Annotated in this window: 17 protein-coding genes, 1 tRNA gene and 3 pseudogenes; 5 read left to right on the forward strand and 16 right to left on the reverse strand. The window is 36.2% G+C overall.

The window, feature by feature from the left end; genetic code table 11:
* Positions 1–51 precede the first annotated feature (51 nt).
* From H3Z85_18010 to H3Z85_18030, 5 genes are all read right to left on the reverse strand, one after another.
* Positions 52–225: a hypothetical protein gene (locus H3Z85_18010; GenBank protein QPQ51205.1), complete on the reverse strand. Its 174-nt coding sequence runs from the start codon at positions 223–225 to the stop codon at positions 52–54.
* A gap of 24 nt (positions 226–249) precedes the next feature.
* Positions 250–576 carry a YegP family protein gene (locus tag H3Z85_18015; protein QPQ53938.1) on the reverse strand — a complete coding sequence of 109 codons (327 nt, stop codon included), beginning with the start codon at positions 574–576 and terminating at the stop codon, positions 250–252.
* Positions 577–599: 23 nt separating this feature from the next.
* A complete protein-coding gene (locus H3Z85_18020; GenBank protein ID QPQ51206.1) occupies positions 600–860 on the reverse strand; it encodes a hypothetical protein in 261 nt (86 codons plus the stop codon).
* Positions 861–1126: 266 nt separating this feature from the next.
* Positions 1127–3490 (reverse strand): S8 family peptidase, encoded by a 2364-nt coding sequence (locus tag H3Z85_18025; GenBank protein QPQ51207.1) that lies wholly within the window; start codon positions 3488–3490, stop codon positions 1127–1129.
* 3 nt (positions 3491–3493) lie between these two features.
* Positions 3494–4588, reverse strand: coding sequence for an ATP-binding protein (locus tag H3Z85_18030; GenBank protein QPQ51208.1), 1095 nt, complete (start codon positions 4586–4588; stop codon positions 3494–3496).
* 323 nt (positions 4589–4911) lie between these two features.
* Between H3Z85_18030 and H3Z85_18035 the strand changes: the two genes are divergently transcribed.
* The gene (locus H3Z85_18035; protein QPQ51209.1) at positions 4912–5103 is read left to right on the forward strand and encodes a hypothetical protein; all 192 of its coding nucleotides are present in this window, start codon (positions 4912–4914) and stop codon (positions 5101–5103) included.
* Positions 5104–5131: 28 nt separating this feature from the next.
* Positions 5132–6706 (forward strand): recombinase family protein, encoded by a 1575-nt coding sequence (locus H3Z85_18040; GenBank protein ID QPQ53939.1) that lies wholly within the window; start codon positions 5132–5134, stop codon positions 6704–6706.
* Here H3Z85_18040 and H3Z85_18045 read toward each other — a convergent pair.
* Both H3Z85_18045 and H3Z85_18050 read right to left on the reverse strand, forming a co-directional pair.
* Positions 6669–6740: transfer RNA gene (locus H3Z85_18045), tRNA-Arg, on the reverse strand. The two genes, H3Z85_18040 and H3Z85_18045, sit on opposite strands and share 38 nt — an antisense overlap.
* 426 nt (positions 6741–7166) lie before the next feature.
* A complete protein-coding gene (locus H3Z85_18050; GenBank protein QPQ51210.1) occupies positions 7167–7940 on the reverse strand; it encodes an alpha/beta hydrolase in 774 nt (257 codons plus the stop codon).
* Between the two features lie 300 nt (positions 7941–8240).
* On the opposite strand from H3Z85_18050, the gene H3Z85_18055 reads away from it, so the two are divergent.
* Positions 8241–8876 carry an NAD(P)H-binding protein gene (locus tag H3Z85_18055; protein QPQ51211.1) on the forward strand — a complete coding sequence of 212 codons (636 nt, stop codon included), beginning with the start codon at positions 8241–8243 and terminating at the stop codon, positions 8874–8876.
* A gap of 71 nt (positions 8877–8947) precedes the next feature.
* On the opposite strand, the pseudogene uvrA reads toward H3Z85_18055, so the two are convergent.
* Positions 8948–11739: pseudogene (uvrA, locus tag H3Z85_18060) on the reverse strand (excinuclease ABC subunit UvrA).
* Between the two features lie 641 nt (positions 11740–12380).
* Between uvrA and H3Z85_18065 the strand changes: the two are divergent.
* Together H3Z85_18065 and H3Z85_18070 are read left to right on the forward strand one after the other, a co-directional pair.
* Positions 12381–14193 (forward strand): annotated as a pseudogene (locus H3Z85_18065) (TonB-dependent receptor).
* A gap of 64 nt (positions 14194–14257) precedes the next feature.
* Positions 14258–14980: a DUF2490 domain-containing protein gene (locus H3Z85_18070; GenBank protein ID QPQ53940.1), complete on the forward strand. Its 723-nt coding sequence runs from the start codon at positions 14258–14260 to the stop codon at positions 14978–14980.
* Here H3Z85_18070 and H3Z85_18075 read toward each other — a convergent pair.
* From H3Z85_18075 to H3Z85_18110, 8 genes and pseudogenes are all read right to left on the reverse strand, one after another.
* Positions 14977–15423 (reverse strand): phosphohydrolase, encoded by a 447-nt coding sequence (locus tag H3Z85_18075; GenBank protein QPQ51212.1) that lies wholly within the window; start codon positions 15421–15423, stop codon positions 14977–14979. The two genes, H3Z85_18070 and H3Z85_18075, sit on opposite strands and share 4 nt — an antisense overlap.
* Positions 15424–15749: 326 nt before the next feature.
* Complete coding sequence (locus H3Z85_18080; protein QPQ51213.1) at positions 15750–16082, reverse strand: YegP family protein; 333 nt, start codon at positions 16080–16082, stop codon at positions 15750–15752.
* A 266-nt stretch (positions 16083–16348) separates the two neighbouring features.
* Complete coding sequence (locus H3Z85_18085) at positions 16349–18124, reverse strand: acyl-CoA dehydrogenase family protein (GenBank protein ID QPQ51214.1); 1776 nt, start codon at positions 18122–18124, stop codon at positions 16349–16351.
* Between the two features lie 52 nt (positions 18125–18176).
* Positions 18177–18533, reverse strand: coding sequence for a four helix bundle protein (locus H3Z85_18090; GenBank protein QPQ51215.1), 357 nt, complete (start codon positions 18531–18533; stop codon positions 18177–18179).
* Positions 18534–18568: 35 nt separating this feature from the next.
* The gene (locus H3Z85_18095; protein QPQ51216.1) at positions 18569–19747 is read right to left on the reverse strand and encodes an acetyl-CoA C-acyltransferase; all 1179 of its coding nucleotides are present in this window, start codon (positions 19745–19747) and stop codon (positions 18569–18571) included.
* A gap of 104 nt (positions 19748–19851) precedes the next feature.
* Positions 19852–20316 carry an IS200/IS605 family transposase gene (gene tnpA, locus H3Z85_18100; GenBank protein ID QPQ51217.1) on the reverse strand — a complete coding sequence of 155 codons (465 nt, stop codon included), beginning with the start codon at positions 20314–20316 and terminating at the stop codon, positions 19852–19854.
* 86 nt (positions 20317–20402) lie between these two features.
* Positions 20403–22797 (reverse strand): annotated as a pseudogene (locus H3Z85_18105) (3-hydroxyacyl-CoA dehydrogenase/enoyl-CoA hydratase family protein).
* 55 nt (positions 22798–22852) lie between these two features.
* The gene (locus H3Z85_18110) at positions 22853–23305 is read right to left on the reverse strand and encodes a MarR family transcriptional regulator (protein ID QPQ53941.1); all 453 of its coding nucleotides are present in this window, start codon (positions 23303–23305) and stop codon (positions 22853–22855) included.
* Positions 23306–23325 lie beyond the last annotated feature (20 nt).

Here is a 23325-nt window from a genome sequence, read left to right on the forward strand (position 1 = left end):
GTATAATTAATATAAAGAGACCATAATACAGATGCATTACGGTCTCTTTGATTAATTTTCTTTACGAACACCTTTGAATGGTGTTCCATCCTTTTTGACGTCCATAAATCTCCCTGTTTCTGAATCTCTTTTTACCCAAGTTTCAGTCTTTGGATTATATGTTTGGCTTCTGCTTCTAACGGCGCCATTTCTATGTCCGTCACCATTTGGTGGATTTGTTGCCATCGTGTTTAAATTTAAGGTTAATGATTAAGTTAAATCCTCTATTATTGCATTCTGTGCATATCTTTTTACACTTACTATACCACTATCCCGCGCATACGTCGATGAATACATTTCACTTGTTCCCAATACTTGGTAATTATTTGAGTTTTGCGTGAAATAGGGCTCATTCCTAATGGATAATAATCTTCGAAAGTTAGAATCTGCAAGACTCGCTTTACTACTGACTATTCCACTATGGCAGTTTTGCTTTGTTGTATAGGTTTCACTTGTTAATAGAGTTTCTCCATTTGGTGCTTTTAATACCCACCAATATTGTCCGTTTAACGCTTTTCGAATAATGTATTTTGCCATTTTTTCTAATTTTAATTTTTTAATTAATTGTAATTGTACCTTTTCCAAGGGATTCTGGAAGGGTGAACATTTGCCAAGAAGTTTACTATATCTTTCCTTCCTTGGTATCTTGGAATTCCACGATTATTTTGAGCCATCAAAATAACTGGCAATCCCGGAAAAATACTTTGAAAACCTCCTCTTGTACTGTTGCATTCTGTAGAACTATCTAAAACATGCTCTTTAACCACTACAATTGCAAATGTTACTCCCTGCTCTTTAATTACCGCTCCTTCGAATGTCATAAAATGTAATTTTAATTGTTAATAATTCATCCCGTCAATTACGGAGTTAGGATTTATCCGGTGTGTACTTTTACTGAAAAATTTATTAAAATCAATGTTTATGAAAAAAAAACATTTACTTTTGCAAAACGAAACTTATTCAGTATTGGAATGCCAAAGGGTTACCAACCCCGATAAGCTACACACTGCTTTTCACATTCCGGTTAAATTATCGGTCTTAAAAGCTCCAACTTTTAAGACTTTTTATTTTTTTTTTTTGGTAATTATTATCCATTTAATCTTAGTCTAACTTCCTCTCTAATTTTTACGTTGCTATGAACAAAGCTAAAATTGTTCAAAAGCTGTGTAACCTCATTATAAATATTTCCTCTCTTTTTAGTGTCTTTTATTGTTACTATCAAACAAAATTCTTGGCTTGGTGTAGTTTTTTCCATTTCACATTTGCTCTCTGTAAAATGTCTGAACAAACCTTCCAGCTTTAAGTACCAGTTTTTTGGAGTCTTCAAATATTTATCTTTGTTTGCTGGGGTAAAGTCATCAAAATTGACACTCCATTTTTTTACGGGCTGAAATTTATCACCGTATGAAACCAACATTCTTTCAGTTGCAAAAGAAGTGTCAAAGTCTTTCATTGCTTTCTTGCTGTAAACACTTGTCGCTAAAACATTCTGTCTGCCTTCTGCGCCAATTGGATTCTTCACTCTGGGCTGGGTAATATCTTTTTCAACTTTTTCATCATAGCTCCCCAAGTAAACATCAATATTGGATTGACAATATTCAGCTCCTTGTGAAACTTCTAAAATTGGAGATGTTACCAAGGTGACAGTTAATTCACCATAATAATATCCATCATCATCAATCATACTTTGAGGAAATGGAAAATCAAGAATATCAATGAACGATCCTTTTTCTAATGTATCCTGAAGAATTAATGTTATTTCATTCGGTTGATTAAATAAAATATCATTAATATTTGAAGGCATTCCAAATCCTGTTGAATTAATTTTTTCTGCAATTGACATTTTCATTTCCTCCGGATATTTTGAAGAATGTATTACTAATGCTTTTAATAGAAGAGAATTAAATTCCTCGTTTAACATTGAATCTACACCGGCTGTAATGGCTGCTACACGGGGTGTGGAAAAACTGGTTCCAACCTGGTGTGCTAAACTTCCATCTATTGCAAAGGATTTGACAGGATTTATCACTAGTTTATTGCTGATATCTAAACCTGCATTTCCTCCAAAATGAACTAAATCTGGTTTTATTAAATTCGATGGCCCGGGGCCAATTCTGGAGAAAGGGGAAGAATTATTTTTTTCGGCAAAATCTGTTTCCAATTTATCATGAGCAATGGAGCCAACTACAAGACCTCTAACAGTATCAGCAGAATTTGCTATTCTGCTTTTAGGTGCATTAATTCTAAAATTATTGCAATTGCCCGCAGATTTGCAGATTAAGACGTTGTTCTCTTCTTGGATTTCATCTAATGCTTTAGCAAAATCTGAAAATTCATATAAATCTGCTTCTCTATCTGTTCCCAAGGATAAGTTCCATATTTTTATTTCATTATGGTCAGTTATTGCTTCTCTAATATTTTCGATTAATTCATCCTCAAATATTTTTTGCTTTTTCAAATCGGGCATTACTATTGCTTCAAATAGCTTACATCCTTCAAAGCCGGTATACTCCTTGCCTTCTAAATTGTCACCATATAATAAAACACCCGCAACGAAAGTCCCGTGCCCTTTGTTGATATCATCTTCATGATATTTAGTAAAGCTTTTAGTGTGTAACCATGGATTAAGATGGGGAATCTTTGCAATTCCTGTATCAAGAACTCCTACTACCGGATAATTAGTGCCTTCTTTTGGTTGTTTTATTTCAATAACATTTTCCTCAGTTAATTCATCTAAGGTCAGACTATATGTAGGCATTTCTGTTATCAGCTGTATACCGTCAAAGTCACGTAATTCCTCAAAACCATCAGCAGTAACCCTACTAATTCTGAAAATATTTAATTCATCGGAATATTCTGCTTTTTGAGAATCAATATCGTTGTCTCTACAGTACTTTTCGAAACTTCTAATCAGTATATTGTTTAATTCCTTATTTCCATAATTGAATAGTTTTACTTTATATACTTGACCTTCATCTTCTTCCTCAATATCAATTTGAGGCTTAAATTCTTCTATATTATTAATTGCGGAAATTCCCACAAGAGTGGTGTATGTAGGAAATGCTAGTTTGGCATCGGAAAAACGGTTTAATATATTTTTCAGGTCAGATTCATTGTCTATTTTAATTAGTACTTCATCTTCTCCACTTACACCTATGATATTTAATTTACCAACATTAAAAAGATTTCCAATTTCTTTTCTATAGGTTTTTGCTAGTGCATCGCCGCTTACCTTAAGTTTTACTACAGAAGGTATATAGTTGTTTTTTTTAACTTTTTCAGCTAAAGACATAGAAACATCCATAAGAACAGATTTGATATATTCAGATTTTTCCCATAGTTGTCCTTCCGAAGCCCATTGAGGTATTATTCGTTTTCCTCCACCTTCAGTGTCCATTTCATCTTTTTGCCTCTTTTGAAAGAATTTTATTGGTAAATTTTTATTATCCATGGCTTAAGCTTGCTTATTTAAAAAATTTCTTACTTGTCTTAAAGATATCTTCATACGATCTGCTATTGTAGCTTGTGGAACTCCGTTTTCATTTAGAAACTCTACCAGCTTTTCAATGGTTATATTTCCATTATTATTGAACTCGTATAATTCGATGAGAATCTCCTCGTATGAAAGCATCCCTTTATTTTGGATGATAGTATGAGCTTTTGCATTGTTTATAATAGACTTTATATCTGATGGAGTTCTACCTTCCAAAAGTTTAACTAGTCTGTCTTTTCTTTTGTCATCATTAATAAAATCAGTTTTAAAATCATCAACGAAGTTTTTTATCAGCTCCTCAATTTCATTCTCTCTAGGAGCCCCTATTTCAATTACAGTGTTGAATCTCCTCCAAATGGCTTTGTCTAGGATTTCCGGATGATTTGTTGCTGCAATTAGAATATTATTTTTAGAAAAGACATCGATATTCTGAAGTAAGCTATTAATCACTCTTTTAAGTTCACCTAATTCGTATTGGTCATCCCTCGCTTTGGCAATGGCATCAAATTCATCAAGAAATAGAATGCAAGGCTTGTTTTCAGCAAATTCAAAAATTTTCCTAATATTTTTCGCAGTATTTCCCAAGAGAGAAGAGACGATTGCATCAAATCTCGCGATAACTAACGGAAGTCCTGTACTTTCAGAGATATATCTGGCCACACTGGTTTTACCAACTCCAGGTTTTCCAAAAAGCAAAAGAGTATTAGAAGTTTCTATTCCGCTCCTTATTAATTCGTTTTGATGATTTACAAGACTGACAAAATCATTAATTTTATTTTCAACAAGTTTTGGCAGTACTATTTTATTTTTTTCCTTAGCTGGAATATCTACATCAACAATACTTAAACGGCTTTCTTGGTCAACTGGGGTTGTAAGAAGTTCGTCCATGGTTAATGTTGTAGCAGGTCCTTTTTCAAGTGTTTTAAGGATGAGTTTTGCCAACTTTTGGTCGCCATCTCCATCAAGTTTATTAGCAAGCATCTTTGAGTAATTTAAGACTTTTTTAGTGTCTTTGCTTAGGCCTCCTTCAATTATCCTTAGTATCTCAGTGTACATAATTTTTTGATTGTAAATTCGATTTTGTGAAACAAATATACCAATAAGTGTAATATAAAACAAGTGTATTGTAAAATAATTTTGTAAAATCGTGATATTATAATTTAAATACGTGATAATTGTTTTGAAATAATTGATGTGATATATCTTAATCTGGGTTTGCATAGAGCTGATATTTAGTCTTTAAATAGTTCAATGTGGAAAATGTAGGACAACAGAAGCCACAAAGTGCATTGTGAAAACACCGCATATAATCATTATATATTTTTATTGTGGCAGTTCACAAATCACAAGCTTGTGGATTGTATTAAAATAATATTGCAATGGAAGCAGGAAATTATTTTGAAGACAATGAAAGCAAGTCTTCAAAGAAATTGACTCCTGAAAGGGTAGTCAGCATACTTGAAAAGCATGGCACAAAAGTCTCTGTTGAAGAAGCTGGAATTATACTTCAATTTATGCGAAAAGTTGCATATGTCGCAGTGAATCAGTATCTTTCAGTTAAGAAAGACTGACGCTTAATATTCACTAAACACTTTTATTATGGGAAAGATTGCAGACTTATACATACGTGTGTCAACAGATGAGCAGGCAGATAAAGGATATTCTTTAAGGGATCAGGAAGATAGGCTGAGAAGATACTGTGAGCTGAAAGAAATCTCAGTGAGAAATGTTTATATCGAAGATTATTCAGCAAAAACTTTCAACCGACCAGAATGGAAGAAATTAATTACCGCCCTGCGTAAACAGAAAAATATTAAAAATGTAACCCTGCTTTTATTTACCAAATGGGATAGGTTCAGTCGTAATACATCACAAGCATATCAAACTATTGACATATTACGATCACTGAGATCTGAACCTCAAGCAATAGAACAGCCTCTTGACATGTCCATTCCCGAATCCAAAATTATGCTTTCGCATTATCTGACCATTCCTGAAGTGGAGAATGAAAGAAGAGCTTTAAATGTGTTTTACGGAATGCGTAGGGCACGGAAAGAAGGGCGTTGGATGGGTACGGCCCCTTTAGGCTATGTGAATAAAATTACCGAAGACCATAAAAAGTATATTGCAATTAAAGAAGTTGAGGCAGAAATCCTTATATGGGCTTTTGATAAAATATTGGAGAATAGCTTCAATACGAATCAGATCTGGAAAATGGTCAGGGAAAAGGCTAAGGGAATGTCCCGATTCAGTAAGAATAATTTTTGGACGGCAATCCGAAATCCCATTTATTGTGGTAAAATCTTTATTCCTGCCTTCAAGGATGAAGAAGCGTATTTTGTGAAGGGGCTTCATGAACCTATTATCAGTGAACTGAAATTTCGAGAAGTTCAGGATGTGTTAGATGGTAGAAAGCGTGATTTCACCAAACCGAAAATCGTTTCGATGGATAATCTTCCACTAAGGGGATTTTTAAAATGTCCAAAATGCGAACGGATGTTAACGGGAAGTGCTTCAAAAGGAAAACTGGGAAGGTATTACTATTATTACCACTGTTCTTCTCAGTGCGGTGTAAGGTTTCGGGCGCCTGAGGTTAATGCAGCTTTTGAACGACAGTTATCGGAACTTCTTCCAAGACCGGGGATGTCAGAGGTCTTTATCGAAACAGTATTAGAAGATTTCCAATCAAAGACTAAGAAAGAGAATATTGAAAGAAAACAGATGCTGAAACAGGTCGAAGATTTAAATGCACGTTTGCAAAAAGCCTTGATTCAAAAAGTTGACGGCACTTTGGATGATGATGATTACAACTTTATAAAAAAAGACACCTACGCTAAAATTGAAAGATTGGAATTTGATCTTAGCCATTTATCAGATCAAAATACTGAAATTAGTAGGTTATTAAAAAGTGAGCTTGCAAAGATCATAAATCTTTACAAATACTACGTAGAAGGTGATATGGAGCAAAAAAGGCAGATTATTAGTTCGATGTTCCCTGAAAAGCTTGTGTTTGACGGAGAAAAGCATCGAACACCTAGGATAAATTCGGCAGTTCAGCTTATATACTCTAAAGAAAGGGAAATTCGAGGAAATAAAAAAGGGACAAATCTTTCTTTTTTAGATTTGTCCCAACAAGTAGCCCCACCAGGAATCGAACCTGGATCTAAAGTTTAGGAAACTCGTATTCTATCCATTGAACTATGAGGCCTTTATCAAATAAATGTACATATAATTTTTGTTGAATGCTCTTTTTAAGAACAAGAAGTTTAAGAAAACTATTATGATAAGGTGATATAAAATAAAAGAATCTGCTCTTTAGGAGCAGATTCAGTAGATAAAACATCTCATTTTTTTAATTAGACAACAATAAAAAGCACAGCCGACAATGCTGTGCTTAAATTTTTATTTCAAATTTAATTGCAATTTCAATAGTAGTAAGAAAAGCAAATAAAGTTTCCACTTCGATTATTATTACATAGTAAATGTAGTGATATTTTTAATACGAAATATGAATTTAATGTTAAAATTCACAAGTTATCCACATTTTTTTGTGGATAAGTCCGGATTGTGAGTATCGTAGCAATCTCAGGGCGTAGCGTTGTACACATTGATTATATCAAAAATACGATGAAAATTAGTGTTCCTCAAGGTATTTCAATACAAAATCACTGAGTGTCTTTTTCTCGTCCTGGCTTCCTTTGTTATCCATATGACCGTGATTGATTGCAGTGGGCTGTATCGTCATATGGTATTTTTCCTGTTCTTCTGATGTTGGCAAAACTCCATTATCTGCGGGATAATCGTTTGAACGTAAGGAATAAATTTTTGGAACGCTTGTTCTTGGGAGAAACATCCGGCGATTATCCATTGTAATGATTTTAGACACCAGGTTAGGATGTTGATTTCCAAACAATGCCGCCATGTCACCGCCGTTGGAATGTCCTATGATGGTAAGATGTTTGTAATCAAGCTCCGGTTTTGTTTTTTTTAATTCATGTAACACAAACAGTATATTATCGGAGCCGTTTTGCCAGAAAGGTCGCCTTACGATCTGAATGTTCCCTTCCATTGGTATAAGTTTGTCTGTAGACAGCTCATGCTGGATGCTTACCGTGTAAAAGCCTTTTGATGCCAGTTTTTCCGTCAGATAAGAATACATAAAATAGTCTCCGCCTTTATTCATACCATAGCCATGATTAAAAATAACCACCTGCCGATTCGGGATTATCTGCTTAGTGAGTGGCTGATAAACGGCAAGGGGAATTTTTCTGTTTCTATTCTGATCGAAGAATGTTAAAGTGTCCAGCTTTACCGGATAATCTTCAGAAGAAACTGCTTTTGTCTTTACTGAACAGGCAATGACGAATGGGAGCGTCGTTAAGAAAAATAGAGTTGTTTTGAATTTCATAAAGATATCGGTTTATGACAAAATTCTGAATTTTCTTTGAAATAATAAATAACCGGAAAATAATTTAACTTAAAAAGAACCAATTATTTATATCGTAATTTTTTTTCTGTTTTACAAAATTTACTACCTTTATTTCATTAAAATCTCATTTTAAATACGATCCCTTTATCAGGCTGTTTTCTGGCCTGAGACCAAAGGTTCAGATATCCTGAACCCTGTTACTCTTGATTTATTATCAAAACTTAAAATAGAAAATGTACGGTTTGTGCATTTTACCATCAATTGTAAAATAAGATCATTATGAAAAAATATACAATCGCCGTTGTTGGCGGAACCGGAAAATCCGGAAACTATCTCGTACAGCATCTTCTTGAAAAAGGATATCCAATCAGGCTTTTATTAAGGCATCCTGAACATTTCAAAATGCAGCATCCGTCGATTGAAGTAGTAAAAGGTGACGCGAGGGACAAAGAATCGATCTGTTCACTGATTAAAGGCTGTGAGGTAATCATCAGTACATTGGGACAGCCGAAAGGAGAGAAATCGATTTTCAGTGATGCTACTGGAAATATTATTGTATCTATGAATGAGCTGGGTATTAAAAGATACATCGTAACCACAGGTTTAAGTGTAAATACTGAAGATGATTGTAAAAACATACATGTAAAAACGGCGACAGAATGGATGTACCAGAATTATCCTGAAACAACTGCGGATAAACAGAAAGAGTATCATCTTCTTGCAAAAGGTAACGTGGACTGGACTTTGGTACGATTGCCCTTAATCGACCTGACATACAAACGTTTCGCCATAGAGGCCAATCTTACGGACTGTAAGGGTGAAAAGATCAGTGCAGCGGATCTCGCCGAGTTTTTGATCTCACAGATTGAAGATACAGCTTATATAAGAAAAAGTCCTTTCCTGTATAATGTGTAAATCTTTATACCAGATTAAAAAGAGTATGATAGTAGTAAAAAACAGAGAGCACAATGGCTCTCTGTTTATATTTAATTTTCAAGCTTTTCCTTAATATATTTTGCAGTATAGGACTTTTTATTTTTTGTAAGATCCTCAGGTGTTCCTGCAAAGACTACCTCTCCACCGTGTTTTCCGGCTTCAGGACCTATATCAACAATGTAATCTGCACATTTGATAATATCGGGCTGGTGCTCAATAACAATCACCGAGTGTCCCAGATCTATCAGAGCCTGAAGAGACTTCAGTAATTTCTGAATATCATGGAAATGAAGCCCGGTAGAAGGCTCATCAAAGACAAATAAAGTTTTATCCGTAGTAACGCCCTTCACAAGGAATGAAGCCAGTTTTACACGTTGTGCTTCACCACCGGAAAGAGTAGAAGAGCTTTGTCCCAACTGTAAATAACCTAGACCAACTTCCTGTAAAGGTTTCAGCTTGGTTACGATTTTCTCTTCATTATTATCTTTAAAGAAGGCTAATGCTTCATCTACGGTCATGTGAAGGATGTCAGAGATACTTTTTTCGTCAAATTTTACCTCCAGGATTTCACTTTTGAATCTTGTTCCTTTACATACCTCGCATTCCAGCTCGATATCTGCCATAAACTGCATGGAAACATTGATTACGCCTTCACCTTTACACTCGTCACATCTTCCGCCATCAACATTGAAAGAGAAATGTTTAGGTTTATATCCCATCATTTTGGCAACTTTCTGTTTGGCAAAAAGATCACGGATGTCATCATAAGCTTTAAGGTAAGTAACGGGATTGGAACGTGAAGATTTCCCGATAGGATTCTGGTCGATCAATTCAATGTTTTTGATCAGTTTTTTTGGAAATTCCACAGAATCATAATCGCCTTTTTTACCGCCCATTCCCAGCTGAATTTGGATGTCATTGGTTAAAATCTCTTTCATCAACGTCGATTTTCCGCTTCCGGAAACCCCGGAGATCACCACAAGGTTTTCCAAAGGAATATCTACATCAATATTTTTAAGGTTATTCTGACGGGCTCCTTTGATATGAATCCATTCTTTTGCTTTTCTGCGCTTTTCAGGTACTTTTATTTCCAGCCTTCCGGTCAGATATTCTGAGGTGAGGGTATCGGCTTTTTTAAGGTCTTTATAGTCTCCCGCAAATACCAATTCACCACCAAGATAACCCGCTTCAGGACCAATATCGATGATATAATCTGCTGCTCTCATGACGTCTTCGTCGTGCTCTACAACAATTACCGTATTTCCGAGATCACGAAGGTTCTTCAGTACTTCGATCAGGTTTTCAGTGTCTTTTGAATGAAGCCCGATAGAAGGTTCATCCAGAATATAAATGGAACCCACCAGGGAACTTCCCAAACTTGTGGCCAGATTAATTCTCTGGCTTTCACCTCCTGACAAGGTGTTGGAAGTTCTGTTTAATGTTAAATATCCTAACCCGACTTTTAATAAAAATTCAAGACGGGTAGTAATTTCATACAATAATCTCTTAGCAACTTCTTTATCATGATCAGACAGCTTTAATCCGTTGATTAAGGGAGCCAGTTCATCCAGAGGAAGTTCTATCATCGACTGTATATTGTGACCGTCAACCTTTACCCAGCTTGTTTCCTCGCGTAATCTCAATCCTTCGCATGTAGGACAAAGAGTTTTCCCTCTGTATCGGGAAAGCATGACACGGTACTGGATTTTGTATAAATTTTCTTCAAGCATTTTGAAGAAATTATTAATGGACGGGAAACTGGTTTTCCCGTCACCTTTCCAGAGGAAATTTTTCTGTTCTTTTGTTAATTGATGATAAGGTTTGTGAATAGGGAAGTCACCTGCCTTTTTAATGAAATCTTTTTCCATTCGCTCATCGTTTCTCCTCTCCATGAGACTACTGCATCTTCATATACTGACAAGGTTTTGTTAGGAACTACAAGATCTTCATCAATTCCGATTACTTTTCCGTAGCCTTCACATGCCGGGCACGCCCCATAGGGATTGTTGAAGCTGAAAAAGTGAACGTTAGGCTCAAGGAATTCCATACCGTCAAGTTCAAACTTGTTTGAAAACTCCTTTACTTTTCCGGTATGTGTATTCTTTAAGGTACAATAACCACGGCCCTCATAGAATGCCATTTGAATGGAGTCTGCCAATCGTTGCAGAAAGCTTTCATCTTCTTCATAGGCGAAACGGTCTATTACCAGATTGATCACCATTCCTTTTTCGGGAGTAAATCCGAAACTTTCCAGATCCTCAATGCCTGCGACATTTCCATTGATTTCAAGCCTTGTAAAACCGGCAAGTTTTAAAATATTCAATGTTTCCTTAAAATTGTCTGCATCATATTCCAGAGGTGCCGTAAGAAGAAAGGAAGTGTCCTTTTTAGAAGCTTTAATAAAGTCTACAACGTCAGAAACGGAGTCTTTTTTTACTTCTTCCCCCGAAACGGGAGAAAATGTTTTTCCGATACGGGCAAATAAGAGCTTCATATAATCATAGATCTCTGTAGAAGTTCCTACAGTGGACCGCGGATTGGACGAAATTACTTTTTGCTGGATTGCAATAGAAGGTGCCAGTCCTTTGATATCGTCAACTTTAGGTTTCTCTAATTTGCCTAAAAACTGACGTGCGTAGGAACTTAAGCTCTCTACATATCGTCGCTGGCCTTCTGCATAAATGGTATCAAAGGCCAGGGATGATTTGCCGCTTCCTGAAACTCCGGTAATAACAATCAGTTTGTTTTTAGGGATCAGGACGTCTATGTGCTTCAGATTGTTAAGGTGTGCATTCTTAACGAAAATCTGTTTCTTTATATCTATTTCTGTAGTACTAGCCATATTTTGTTTATTCATAAAAGTAACTGTACAGTGTATAGCCTGTCAGTGTAATGGTGTTGGTCCTAAAAAAATCAGGATCTGTCTTCATTGAACGTGTATATCCATTCTCAGATTCACTTGAAACAGCAGAACTCCAGTACCGAATAGCCTCCCTGATTGTCGCTGAAAAAGAATGTTTTTATCGTAAAATTAAGACCCACAAAATTACGAAATTTTTAGCAAAAAGTATATGTTAATTGTTTTATAAAATATACGTAAATAAGATGTAAAGTCAGAAGCCGGAAGCTGAATAAGGTGTTGAAAATTAGTCGCATATAGTGCGTCTTTTAGATTTATTTGATTTTTTGATTCTATTTTTATTGTATTAAAGGCTGTTTTATAATTTTTATTACGTTTTTGTATTCGGGTATTGTTTTATGTTTAAAAATTATTTAAAATTGTATTCATAAATAGGTAATATAGAAATGAGAAAATTATTCAGAGATCTAGTTACACATTTAATGAGAAAAAGATAAAAATTCTCTCCCTCAGGAACTGGATGTAGCATTTTGGTGTTACATCTTTTTTTATGACAAGTATCATTTGCCTGTCTTGATGAACTCCCTTACTTTTGAATCCTTTAAGAAACGACGGAAACAGTTATGATCAAAAAGATAGGAAGTGTTTTTTTTTCTGAGCTCTCTGCTTTGGGTAAATGCACAGGAAAAGATCACGGATATTGAAAATATTGAATTTCAGGGGAAATTTATTTCAACGCCATATAAAAGTGCCAATCAGAACATTAGTGTCATTAGCAGAAATGATATCATAAACTCCCCGGCCAAAAGTATAGATGAAATCCTTCAGCAGGTTTCCGGTATGGATATCAGGAGGAGAGGGGCGAATGGTGTACAGAGTGATATTACTTTCCGTGGAAGCTCTTTTGAGCAGGTCCTGTTATTGCTGAACGGAATCAGAATGAATGATTCCCAAACAGGGCATAACAATATGAATATTCCTGTTGATCTTGATGATGTCGAAAAAATTGAAATAATCAAAGGCCCTGCAGCCCGAAGGTTTGGGCAGAATGCTTACGCCGGGGTTATCAATATCATTACAAAACCCACCCCCGGAAAAAGAGTGAAGATCAGTGCTGAAGGTGGCGATTACGGAACCTACCGGTTAGGGGTTAATGCTCAGGTGGGAAATGAAAAGTTTTCAAATTCACTGCAGGCCAATTCTTCTTCTTCACAAGGATACATGTACAACACCGACTATGAAATCAGAAATGTATTCTACCAGGGAAAAATGAATATTAAAAACGGAGATCTGCGACTTCAGGCCGGTTTTTCGGAAAAGAAGTTCGGTGCGAATGGATTTTATTCTTCCAGCAAGGCGACGGAACAGTACGAGGAAATGCAGGCTTCCATTGTAAGTCTGGCTCATCAGCAAACATTTGGTAAATTAAAACTGAACTCCAATATTTATTGGAGAAGAGGGCAGGATATGTATCTTTTTAATCGTCAAAAGCCTGAGATCTATAGAAATATGCATATCGGCAATAATGTCGGTGGTGAAGTCAATTCCAGCTATCAATGGGCATTAGGGACTACCGGAGTAGGTGTGGAGCTGAGAAAAGAACTTCTGGTGAGCAGTAATCTGGGAAATCCCAATCGTTTTGTGTCACAGGTTTTCTTCGAACATCATTTTTCATTGTTTGATAAAAAGCTGAATATCAGCCCTGGAATTTCATGGGCCAATTATGCTAAAGAAGGAAATTTCTTTTATCCGGGATTGGATGTAGGGTATAATTTTACCGTCAATAGTAAGGTATATGGAAATATTGCCAAAGTGCACCGTATTCCAACATTCACTGAACTGTATTATGTAAGCCCGACTGAGGTGGGAAATCCTGATTTAATTCCTGAAAACGCCATTTCATCTGAAGTGGGATATCAGTATCAAAACAATAAGATTTTGGCAAAGGTAAGCGGATTTTTGAGGAACTCAGACAATTCTATTGATTGGGTTAAAAATGATCCCAGCGGTACAGTCTGGTACGCCAGGAATGTGGGAGCTATCAAAACAAAAGGAATAGAAGCTGAACTGAATTATACAATAACCAATGCATTAAGATATACAATCGGATATACTTATCTGGACAGCAAATATCAGAAATCCGATGAATTTGTATCAAGATATATTTTGGATAATCTCAGGCATCAGCTTATTTCAAAATTAGAGACGAAATTTCTCAATGGCTTTACGAACGAACTTGTTTACAGATACAATGAAAGGGTAAGTCAGGGAAGCTATCACCTTCTTGATGAGAAATTGAGTTATGGTAAAAAGGATTATTCTGTGTATGTATTGGTTAATAATCTTACCAACACAAAATATACGGAAGCATTTGGGGTAAAAATGCCGCAAAGGTGGTTCCACATTGGCTTTTCTTATACAATTAATATTAAGTAGATGTTAATTCGATATGAATAAAAGTTAATATTAACAAATTGTTAAAACATTTACATTTGCAAAAATTTTTTATGAAACGTCTTTTAGGTCTAGGTTTACTACTTGGTATTTCTTTTTTAAAGCTCAGGAACATATTTCCAGCTTCAATGCAGTGACTCTGACCTACAAGTTTCATCCCAAGTTTTTCCTGTATGCTGAAGGTCAGCTGCGCGGTAACGAAGATTACACTTACCCCGATTATTATGAGATCAAAGGTGGTTTAGGGTATAATCTTACCAAAAATCACAAACCATTTATCGGGTTAGGCAGATACGTGAACTATAAATATCATAGTCTGAGCAAAGAAGAGTTTAGAGTATGGCTTCAGGATGTTATCGATCTGAAGAAAGGCATCGTAAAATTTGAAAACAGGTTACGTGTTGAAAAGAGTTGGTTTTATGAGCCGAAAACAGACAATACCTCCCAGAGAATGCGTTACCGCTACCGTTTGAATGTAAGTGTTCCGTTGAATGCCAAGACCATTAAAAAAGGAACTGTTTTTGCCAACGTTTATGACGAAATTTTCGTGGTTACTCCTATGAAACCAAGTTTTGCCAGAAACAGAGTCTATGGTGGTCTGGGATATCAGATTGATGAACATTTCGGAGTGTTGGGCGGATATCTCTGGCAACGTGAATTTGAAGCAAAGGGAAACCGGAATTTACATTTTGTATATCTTGCTTTAAACATTAATATAGACGATACGGATCATCATGTGAAGACCTATGATTTCCCTGGTGCAGACTAGTATTTTTCTATGAGATAACGATAGGCCTTCAGATATTTATTGAATCTTTTGATGTCTTTGGGAGTAAGCTCTCTATTGACCCTTCTGAGATCCATATTATCACGCAGGTCATTAAGTTTTACGGCTACGGCAAGGGGAGATCTTTCTGTTCTTTTAACGAACTCATCATAATCTTCTTCCGGATCAAATTTAGTCAGGCAGCTGATAGCAAAAATAATGTATTCCGGGAAGCCTTCTGTTCTGAGGTAATCCAAACTGAATTCCAGGGGATGATCTTCTACTACGTCATGTAAAACTCCTACAATTTTTTCGTCCAGGGTCTTACCATACTCCATCACACGCATTACGTGTGCAATATAAGGTGCGTGGTATTTATCAGTTTGTCCTTTATGAGCCTTATCGGCGATTTTTATAGCTCTATTTAGCAGTTCTTCTTTTGTCATTTTTTCTATGCGAATAGAATACAAAAATAAAAAACAGCTTAAAAAATAAAGCATTTTCCTGATGTTTTTTTACAAAAATATGTTCATGGAGTTTATTCTAATTTTTCTTAAGAAAATAGTACATGAGCAACGGAATAATATTCTTACTACCTATTCGGGACAAACGATTAGATTATGTTTCAGAAGCTTTCAGCAAAATATATCGACTCAGTTGTGTATTCACGATGTACGATTTGCGACAGGATCAATATTGGGGGTGTCAGAATCTATGAAGTCAGATAATAATATAGAAAGGGTTAACTTGCGTTAGCCCTTTTTCATTTTGTTTATTTAATTTCCTCTTCTACAGGAGCATTTGGAGCATTGTTTTTCACTGATTCTATACCGTTTTCCATACCATTATCCGATTCATACATTTGACTGGTTCCTATAATCTGTCCGTTTCCGGCCTTCAGATTAAAATAACATCTTCCGTCTTTTGCTGTATTCCTTTCAAATTTTGAGTCATCCTGTGCATTGGTTTTTACCGATGTGATTCCGTTCTCACATGATGGTTTTGAGTTGTAGCCCTGGCTGGTAAGGATTACCTGCCCGTTTCCGGCTTTTAGATTAAACTGAAAATCTCCATTGGCTCTTTTTGAAATAATAAATTTTCCCATGATAATAATTTTAGATTGTTGTTTTGATTATTTAGATAGTTTTGTTGTGAAGGCTGTTTTAGATTTTTCTAAATGCAGTACTGAACATCAGTCTGGATCATAATAGAATTCTCATGTGTATGTTAATTTTCAATAAAAATAGTGTTTTTTATTGAAAATTCATAATTAAATAAGTGTAATGGGTTGAATGTCATAATATTATTAATAGAACGTACAAAAAAAGCGCCTCATAATGAGACGCTGAATAAAATTTATGTTATAAAAGACTAATAAGCTCCCTTATCAATATAGTGAGCCGCCACTTTTTCAGTTAATGCCACTACATTTGGATGGTTGGTATACTTTGTAAATCTTCTTAATCCGGAAAGCATCATTCTCTGCTCATCTCCTTCAGCAAAAGAAACAATTCCTTCTTTAGCTGCAGCAGTGATTTTTTCTACTGCTTTGTAAAGGTTTAACTGAGCCATAGCTGCTTCTACAGATTCAGGAGAGAAGTGTTTTTCTGCTCTTAATACTGCAGATTCTGCCATATAGATCTGGTTAAGAATTTCAGAAGCATTTAATAACAGATGTTGTTGTTTTTCAATATCCATCATATATTTTTGAAGAGCAGCTCCCGAAACCATTAAAAATACTTTCTTAAGGTTTGCGATAATAGCTTTTTCTTCACTCATGAATTCTGAGTAATCTGGAACTTCAAATGAAGGAATACCCATTAATTCCTTACTGATTGCCATAGCAGGAGATAAAAGATCCAATTCACCTTTCATTGCTCTTTTAATAAGCATTCCTACCGCTAATAATCTGTTGATCTCGTTGGTACCTTCATAGATTCTTGAAATCCTTGAATCTCTCCATGCAGCTTCCATTGGAGTGTCTTCAGAGAATCCCATACCTCCGTATACCTGAATACCTTCGTCTGCAGTATGCTGTGCAAGATCCGATACAAAAACTTTAAGGATTGAACATTCTACAGCGAATTCTTCAACACCTTTTAGCTCCGCAGCCTGATGATCCATTCCGCCAGCTACCAGTTCATCAATTTTATCCTGAACATTCTTTGCCGCTCTGTAAGAACCTGCTTCACTTACGAAAACACCGGTTGCCATTTCAGCAATTTTCTTTCTGATTGCTCCGAAAGTAGAGATAGAAACCCCGAATTGCTTTCTTTCATTAGAATACTGGATAGAGTGGTTTAAAATCCTTCTCTGCGCATCTAAACATGCCGCAGCCAATTTGATTCGGCCTACGTTCAATGCATTTAAAGCGATTTTGAATCCGTTGTTTCTTTCTCCTAAAAGATTTTCTACAGGAATTTTCATATCATTGAAAAATACCTGACGGGTAGAAGAGGCACGAATACCTAATTTATGTTCTTCCTCACCAAATGTTAAGCTTTCAGGATTTTCAAGTTCAGATCTGTTGATTACAAATCCGGTGATGTTTTTATCATCATCAATTTTTGCAAATAATGTAAATGTATCTGCAAATCCAGCATTGGAAATCCACATTTTCTGTCCGTTGATGATATAGTGTTTTCCGTCTTCAGAAAGTTTTGCTTTTGTTTTCCCTGAGTTGGCATCAGAACCTGCATCCGGCTCAGTTAAACAGTAAGCTCCAAACTTTGTTCCTGTTGCCAGATCCGGAAGATATTTTTTCTTTTGCTCCTCAGTTCCGTATAAAACGATAGGAAGGGTACCAATACCCGTGTGAGCTCCGTATGCTGTTGCTAAAGAACCAGTTGTCCCGGAAAGATAATCGCAGGCAAGCATTGTGGTCACAAACCCCATTCCAAGGCCTCCGTACTCTTCAGGAACGGCAATTCCCAGCATTCCCATATCACCAAGTTTACGCATTGTTTCTTCTGTAAATGCATAATCTTTCTTTTCAAAACGTTCTCTTTGAGGAACTACCTCTCTATCTATAAATTCTTTTGCTGAATCACGAAGCATTTTTTGCTCCTCATTCAGTTCTTCAATGCTGAAAATTTCATTTGCAGGAATTTCCTTAATCAGGAATTCACCTCCTTTTAGTGTAGCCATATATTATTTTGTTTTTTTTTAGATTAAAGAACAAAGAGAAAAGATGAAAGACTTAGAATGTTAAATTCTTTTGAAAGCCAGAAATCATTCTCTGCAGTTCTATGATTTTATTTTCTATTTCTTCGGTTTTAGAAATTTCCAAGTAATTTCTGTTGGCCGAAATTATAATTTGAGTTTGCAATTCATAAAGAGAACCAAGACTTATTTCTAAAAAACGATTAAAATCTTTATTTGAACTTCTGCTTGAGCCTTCTGCAATATTGGAAGCTACAGAAACCGTACATCTTCTAATCTGAGACTTAAGCCCAAATTCTTCGTTTTTTGGAAAACGATCTGTAGCAACATAAACTTCATCAGCCAACTCAATAGAGAGTTTCCAGATATTAAGATGTTTGAAGTTATGTTTCATAAGTCTTTCCTCTTTATTCTTTGCTCTCTTAGTCGTTAAAGTAGTTCAAAAATAGAAGCTGCTCCCTGTCCTGTTCCAACGCACATTGAAACCATTCCGTATTTGTTTCCTCGTTTTCTCATTTCGTCGAGCAACTGAACTGTTAGTTTGGTACCTGTACATCCCAGAGGGTGTCCGAGTGCAATGGCACCTCCGTTTACATTCAGGATGTCAGGATTTAATCCTAATTCTTTTTTAATGGCTACAGATTGAGAGGCAAAAGCTTCGTTTAGCTCTATCAAATCGATATCTTTTAGCTCTAGACCTGCTTGTTTAAGGGCTTTTGGAATAGCATAGACAGGTCCCATACCCATAATTCTTGGTTCAAGACCTGCAGCAGCATACGCTACCAGTCTTGCTTCAGGTTCAAGACCTAATTCTTTTACCATTTCTTCGCTCATTACCATTACGAAAGCTGCCCCATCACTCATCTGAGAAGAGTTTCCGGCTGTTACGCTTCCTCCGTTGGCAAATACAGGTCTTAGTTTGGAAAGACCGGCCAAAGAAGTATCAGCCCTTGGCCCTTCATCTACAGAGAAGTCAAACTTTTTAGTCTGCATTTTCTGATTTTCATCAAGAAAATTATATTCTACGGGAATAGGAACAATCTGGTTGGCAAATCTTCCTTCCTGATTCGCTTTTAATGCTTTCATGTGAGATTCAAAAGCAAACTGATCCTGTTCTTCTCTTGTAATATTATATTGTTTGGCCACTTCTTCAGCTGTGTAGCCCATTCCCCAATAGTAATCAGGGTTTGTTTTAGCAATATCAGTTTCCGGGACAGGTTTGTAACCACCCATCGGAATATATGACATAGATTCTGTACCTCCGGCAATGATACAATCAGCCATTCCTGCCTGTATTTTTGCTGAAGCGATAGCAATCGCCTCGCTACCTGATGCACAATATCTGTTGACCGTTACTCCAGGAACTTTATCCGTATTTAATCCCATTAAAGAGATCAGACGTGCAACGTTCAGCCCTTGCTCTGCTTCAGGCATTGCATTTCCTACAATAAGGTCATCAATTCTGTTTTTATCTAATTGAGGAAGCTCAGCCATTAATTTTTCAATAACGGTAGCTGCCATCACGTCAGGACGTGTAAAGCGTAGGGACCCTTTTGGCGCTTTTCCTACTGCTGATCTGAATCCTTTTACAATGTATGCTGTTTTCATTTTTTTTTAATTAATTTGTTTTGAAAGATTTTTGCCTCGTAGAGGTAAACTGTTTACAGATATTTATTAATGCTTTTTTTTGGAGCTCCGTTAGGAGCGACCTGTTAATCTTCAATCCATTCAAATACATATTTTGGATCATATTCAATTTCAAATTTTGTCAAGAAATCAAAATATTCTTCTCTAAACGTCTTCTTTTGATGATGTTCTTCCTGGTTTAAAATATATTTTACAACCGAATCAACACCACTTCTGGAATAAGAAAAAGCTCCGTATCCTTCCTGCCAGTTGAACTTATTATTCATCCATCCTTTTTCATTGATGAATTTTGAAGAGCCCGCTTTAATATCTCTTACTAAATCTGATACCGAACATGTCGGACCCATACTCACAAGAAGATGAAGGTGATCAGGCATCGCAAAAACTGCGAATAATTTTTGATTTCTATTGGACACAACACCTGTAATAAACTTATGTAATTCCTTCCTTTTTTCTTTTGAAATCAAGTTTTGTCTTCCTTTAACAGCGAAAACAATGTGGATATAAATTTGTGTGTAGGTATTTGCCATAAAACTAATAGGCCACCTCTAAGAGGCTCTTTTATTTCTTAAAACTATTCATAGCTATTAACAGTTCGCTCCTACGGAGCTCCCCATTAGTTTCTCAACGGTTTACCATTTTGCAACATATACTGAATTCTTTCCAATGTCTTTCTTTCACCACAAAGCTGAAGGAAAGTTTCTCTTTCAAGATTCAATAGATACTGTTCTGTAACGACGGTTGGTTCAGATAAATTTCCACCTACCATTACGTTGGCCAGTTTATCTGCAATTTTCTTGTCGTGTGCAGAAATATAGTTTCCGGTAAGCATTTGATCTGTTCCTACGTAGAACATTCCTAATGCATCTTTACCTAAAACTTTTACTTTTTGTTCGATAGGTTGGGTATACCCTTGTTCTGCCAATAGTTTAGCAACCTTTTTAGCTTCGGCAATCTGTCTGTTTTTGCTTACGGAAACGATATCTTTTCCTTTTTCAAGGATTCCCATATCGTAAGCTTCATAGGCAGAAGTGGCTACTTTACCCATTGCGATATTCATGAAAGCATCACGAAGTCTGTTATTTTTAACATCATCACTGTGGAATTCTCTGGAAGTTCTCAGGGTAAGTTCTTTAGTACCACCACCACCAGGAATGACGCCGACTCCGGTTTCTACCAGTCCGATATAAGTTTCTGCTGCAGCAACTACACGGTCTGCGTGCATGGTCATTTCACATCCACCCCCTAAGGTCATTCCGTGAGGAGCTACCACTACAGGAATAGAAGAGTAGCGTACTCTCATCATGGACTTCTGAAAGTAAGCGATTGCCATATTTAAATCATCCCAGTCCTGCTCAATAGCCATCATCAGGATCATTGCCAGGTTTGCTCCTACTGAGAAATTGGCACCTTGATTTCCTACAACCAATCCGTCATATTCTTTTTCTGCTAAATCGATCGCTCTGTTGAGGCCGTCAAGAACTTCGCCACCAAGAGAGTTCATTTTAGAACGGATTTCAAAATTGATGATTCCGTCTCCTAAATCTTCGATAGCGGCGCCGGAGTTGCTCCAAAGCGTCTTGTTTTTTCTGATATTATCAAGGATAATGAAGGCATCCTGTCCAGGGATTTTGTTGTATTGCCCTGAATTTTTATCTACATAAATGCTTTGTCCTTCATCGTTAACTTTATAAAATGTTTCTACATTTTTAACCCAGTCTGAAACTTCGTAGCCGGCATCTTTGGCCAGTTCAATACCTTTCTGAACTCCTACGGCATCCCAGATTTCAAAAGGTCCGTTTTCCCATCCGAATCCGGCTCTCATGGCGTCGTCAATTTTGTAAACTTCGTCAGAGATTTCAGGAACTTTATGAGAGACGTAAGCGAATAATGCCCCCAGTGATTTTCTGTATAGTTCTCCCGCTTTATCTTTGCCACCAATCAAAACTTTGAATCTGTCAATTGGTTTGTCTATAGCTTTTGTTAATTCCAGGGTAGGGAATGAAGATTTTCCCTGAAGTTCGTATTCTAAAGTATCAAGGTTTAAGCCATGAATTTCAGATTTACCTTCTGCATTTTTAACCTTTTTATAGAAACCTTGTTCTGTTTTTTGAACCCAGCCATTTATTATCCATCATCTTCTGGATGTAATCAGGAAGTGCAAAAACATCATTAAAATCGTTAGCTTCAGCACCACTTTGGCGAACTCCATTTGCTACCATTACCAAGGTATCAAGACCCACAACGTCAGCTGTTCTGAACGTAGCAGATTTAGGACGTCCGATTACAGGTCCTGTTAATTTATCCACATCAGAAACCGTAAGTCCTAATTTTTGTACATTATGAAGAAGATCCATCATAGAGAATACTCCGATTCTGTTGGCAATGAAGGCCGGAGTATCTTTTGCCAAAACGGTGGTTTTACCTAAGAATTTAGCTCCATAATTCATATAGAAGTCTATGATTTCAGGATCTGTATCGTTTGTAGGGATAATTTCTAAAAGAGGAAGATATCTTACAGGATTAAAAAAGTGAGTCCCTGCAAAGTATTTTTTAAAATCTTCACTTCTTCCTTCTGTTAATAAATGAATGGGAATTCCGGATGTATTAGAAGAAATTAAAGTACCCGGTTTTCTGAACTGTTCAATCTTTTCATATACCGATTTCTTGATGTCAAGCCTTTCTACAACTACTTCAATGATCCAGTCTGTATTTTTTATTTTCTGTAAATCATCATCGAAGTTACCCACCTTGATTCTATCTGCAAACTTTGGAGAATAAAGAAGTGCAGGACTTGCTTTTTTAAGTTTTTCAAAGTTTTCCGTAGCAATTCTGTTTCTTACTACCTTATCTTCTTTGGTCAAACCTTTTTTCTGTTCAGCTTCCGTCAGTTCAAAAGGAACGATATCCAAAAGTGACACTTCCACACCGATGTTTGCGAAGTGCGCTGCAATACCGCTACCCATAATTCCTGAACCAAGAACCGTTACATGTTTGATTCTTCTTTTCATATGTAAATTTTTATTATTTGTAAGATTATATGTGGCCATAAGGCCCCATAATAATTTATTTCCTGTTGTTTAGTAATTCGTTTGCTATTTTCATGATTTCAGTCATTACATCTTTAAAAGTTTCCATCTTTTCAGGAGCAATTTTCTCCATGACTTTCTTATTAAAGTTGACAACGACTTCTTTGGACATATTCCTTGAATTAAGTCCTTTATCCGTAAGTTTGATAATAACCTCCCTTTTGTCAGTGGTTGTTTTCTCCTTATAGATGTATCCGTTGTCTTCCAGAAGTTTAATGATTCTTGTTAAAGAGGTAGGTTCTATGGCCATTTTGGGACCAAGATTGGTACTTCTCGTGCCTTCTTTGGGATCAATTTTAAGAAGGGTAAGGGCTTGTACAGCTGTTGAATCATGCTCTTGTGCCAATTCGGTGTACATTTTAGAAACAGCCAGCCAGGTCTGTTTTAAAATTAAATCTACGTTTTCTATTTTTTCCTTATTATTATCCATCATTTTTTGCGCCAATGGTT

The organism is Chryseobacterium indologenes (assembly GCA_016025055.1).
GTDB classification, from domain to species: domain Bacteria; phylum Bacteroidota; class Bacteroidia; order Flavobacteriales; family Weeksellaceae; genus Chryseobacterium; species Chryseobacterium indologenes.